We start from the raw sequence: 2,602 nt of genomic DNA on the forward strand, positions 1-2,602 counted from the left end.
GCGGCGGTGAGGGGCAGGCCGACCAGCGCCATGCCGAGCAGCAGCGCGTCGTAGGGCTCGTCCCGCGCGTAGCGCCCGCCCTCGCGCAGGAGGTCGCGCGCGTCGCCGAGGCCGGTGACGTCGGCGGCGAGCGAGCCGGCGAGGCCCGCCGCCCCTTGCGCCTCGCCCGAGACCGCCCCGAGGGCGAAGTCCCGCGCGGCCCGCCCCACGCGGCCCCGCGCCAGGGCCTCGACCCTGGCGCGCCGCTCCGGATCGATCGCGAGGCCGCGGGCGTCGGCCAGCGCCAGGAAGCTCGCGGCCAGATCCTCGTCCTCGGCCGCGACCGCCGCGTCGAGGCCCGCCTCCAGGCGCGTCGCCGTGGCCTCGCGCTCCAGGCGGATCTCGGCGAGGGCGCCGGGGTCGTCGGCCGCGCCGAGGAGGCGGCCCGCCAGGTACGCGGGGACGAGCACGGGGGCGGCCGCGAGCGCCAGGGCGCCCCCGCCCGCGAGGAGGCCGATCCAGGCCGCGAGGCCGCGCAGGCGTCCCGTCCCACCGCGCGCCCTCACGTGTCCGACGCCCCCGCCCCGCCGTAGCGCTGGTGCAGGCTGCCGGCGAAGCGGTCGGCGAACTTCGCCGTCGCCACCGGCAGGGTGCGGCCGCGCAGCTGCGCCAGGATCAGCGACATGGGCCCGAGGTCGCGTGCATCGATGGGCCGGGAGCGCAGGCGCGGGTCGTCGGGGATGCCGCTCGGCACCTGCAGGCTGACCACGTCCTCGCGCAGGACGAGGTTGCGCAGGAATTCGAGGGAGCTCGACTCGATGACCGCGCCCAGCGGCGAGCCCCGGCGGGCCAGCGCTTCATCAAAGTGGTGGCGGATGGCGAGCGACCGGTCCGGCAGCGCCATCGGGTGCGCGAGGCAGTCGCGCAGGCGCACCGGGCCGGTCTCGCGCGCCAGCGGATGCCCCGCCCGCACCAGGGCGCACAGGGTCTGGCGGCAGGAGAACAGCACCTGCATCTCCGCCGAGGGCGGTGGCTGCAGCACCAGGGCGAGGTCCGCCTCGAACTGCGCGAGTGCGGCCACCGCCTGGACGTGGTCGCGCACCTGCACGGTGAAGGTCACCTGCGGGAACTGCGCCCGGTAGGCCTCGACTTCGTCGGGCACCACGTGGTTGACGAAGGCTTGGCTGCAGGCGAGCGCCACGTGGCCGCGCCGGACCCCCGACAGGTCGGCGATCTGCGAGCGCACCCGCTCCAGGTCGGCGCGCTGGTCGCGGATGTGGCGCACCAGCAATTCGCCCGCCGCATTGAGGCGCATGCCCTGCGCCACCCGCTCGAAGATCGGCGTGCCGAGCTCGTATTCGAGGTCCTGGATCTGCCGGGTCAGCGCCGAGGGCGTGATGTTGAGCCGCTCCGCCGCCCGGCGGATCGCCCCGTGGCGGGCCACCTCCGCCACGTAGGTGAGGATGCGCAGGTGCTTCATCGCGAGGGTCCGGCCTTCATCCGCCTGTGTTGCCCGAATCGCAACGGGGCAGTCAAGAAACAGCACTCGCACGCAACACGCGCCGTCCCTAGCTTGGAGGCCGAACGATCGCACCTCGGAGCCCGCCGCCATGATCCGCCGTCGCACGCTTCTCGCCGGCCTCGGCGCCGGATTTCTCGCGTCCCCCCTGGGCCTGCCCCGCCCCGCCCGCGCGCAAGGCGCCACGGTGATCCGGATGGGCTCCCTGAAGCTGATCCACTCCATCGCGCCGCATTTCTACGAGCAGTTCACCCCGGCCGGAACCCGTGTCGAGGTCGTGCCCTTCGAGAGCCCCACCGAGTGCAAGAACGCGGTGGTGACGCAATCGGTGGAGTTCGGGACCTTCGGCATCGCCGCCGGCACCCTCGGGGCGGCCGCCGGCGAGCCCCTCGTCATCATCGCCTCCACCTGCAACCGCGGCATGGCGATCATCGCCCGCAAGGATGCGGGCATTCTCGCGATCAAGGACCTCAAGGGGAAGCGCGTCGCCCTCTGGCCCGGCTCGACCCAGGAGGTCTTCGCCCTGGAGCGCCTGCGCCAGGAGGGCCTCGGCGTGAAGGACATCACGCCGGTGCGGATCTCGTTCTCGGAGATGCACATCGCGCTGGCGCGCGGCGACATCGACGCCTACGTGGGCGCCGAGCCGGCCCCCGGGGTCAGTCTCGCCAGCGGCATCGGCAGCCTCGTCGAATACCCCTACGGCACCGAGATGGGTGCCCTCAACATGGTGTTCGGCGCGCATCGCGACACGATCCAGCAGAAGCCCGAGATCGTGCGCACCATGCTGGAGATCCACCGCAAGGCCACGGACTACGCCCAGGGCAACCGCGAGGCGATGATCGCCATGGCGGTGGCCAAGCTCGGACAGAAGCGCGAGGCGCTGGAGCTCTCCGTCCCCAACGTCGAGCTGAAGTGGAAGCTCGGGGAGACCGAGATCGCCCAGGCCAAGGTCTATGCCGACCGCATGCTGGCCCTGAAGCAGATCAAGCGCCTGCCCGATTTCTCCACCTTCATCGACACCCGCTTCGTCGACGCCATGAGGGACGCGTGAGCGCCGCGCCGGCCGCCGCGGCGGCCCCGTCCGTGCCGGCGGCGGCGGCCCGG

General features: G+C 73.4%; 2 protein-coding genes and 1 pseudogene. 1 reads left to right on the plus strand and 2 read right to left on the minus strand.

Going from position 1 to position 2,602, the window contains the following annotated elements; all coding sequences use genetic code 11:
• Both JWQ05_RS19730 and JWQ05_RS19735 read right to left on the minus strand, forming a co-directional pair.
• Positions 1-545: pseudogene (locus tag JWQ05_RS19730) on the minus strand (hypothetical protein); the annotation flags it as partial.
• Positions 542-1,459, minus strand: a complete 918-nt coding sequence (locus JWQ05_RS19735) for a LysR family transcriptional regulator (protein WP_299662286.1) — start codon at positions 1,457-1,459, stop codon at positions 542-544. The pseudogene JWQ05_RS19730 and the gene JWQ05_RS19735, both read right to left, overlap by 4 nt.
• 130 nt (positions 1,460-1,589) lie before the next feature.
• On the opposite strand from JWQ05_RS19735, the gene JWQ05_RS19740 reads away from it, so the two are divergent.
• The gene (locus JWQ05_RS19740) at positions 1,590-2,549 is read left to right on the plus strand and encodes an ABC transporter substrate-binding protein (protein ID WP_299662289.1); all 960 of its coding nucleotides are present in this window, start codon (positions 1,590-1,592) and stop codon (positions 2,547-2,549) included.
• Positions 2,550-2,602: the final 53 nt, after the last annotated feature.

Origin of the sequence: Methylobacterium sp., from assembly GCF_028290105.1 — a bacterium.
Taxonomy (GTDB): Bacteria; Pseudomonadota; Alphaproteobacteria; order Rhizobiales; family Beijerinckiaceae; genus Methylobacterium.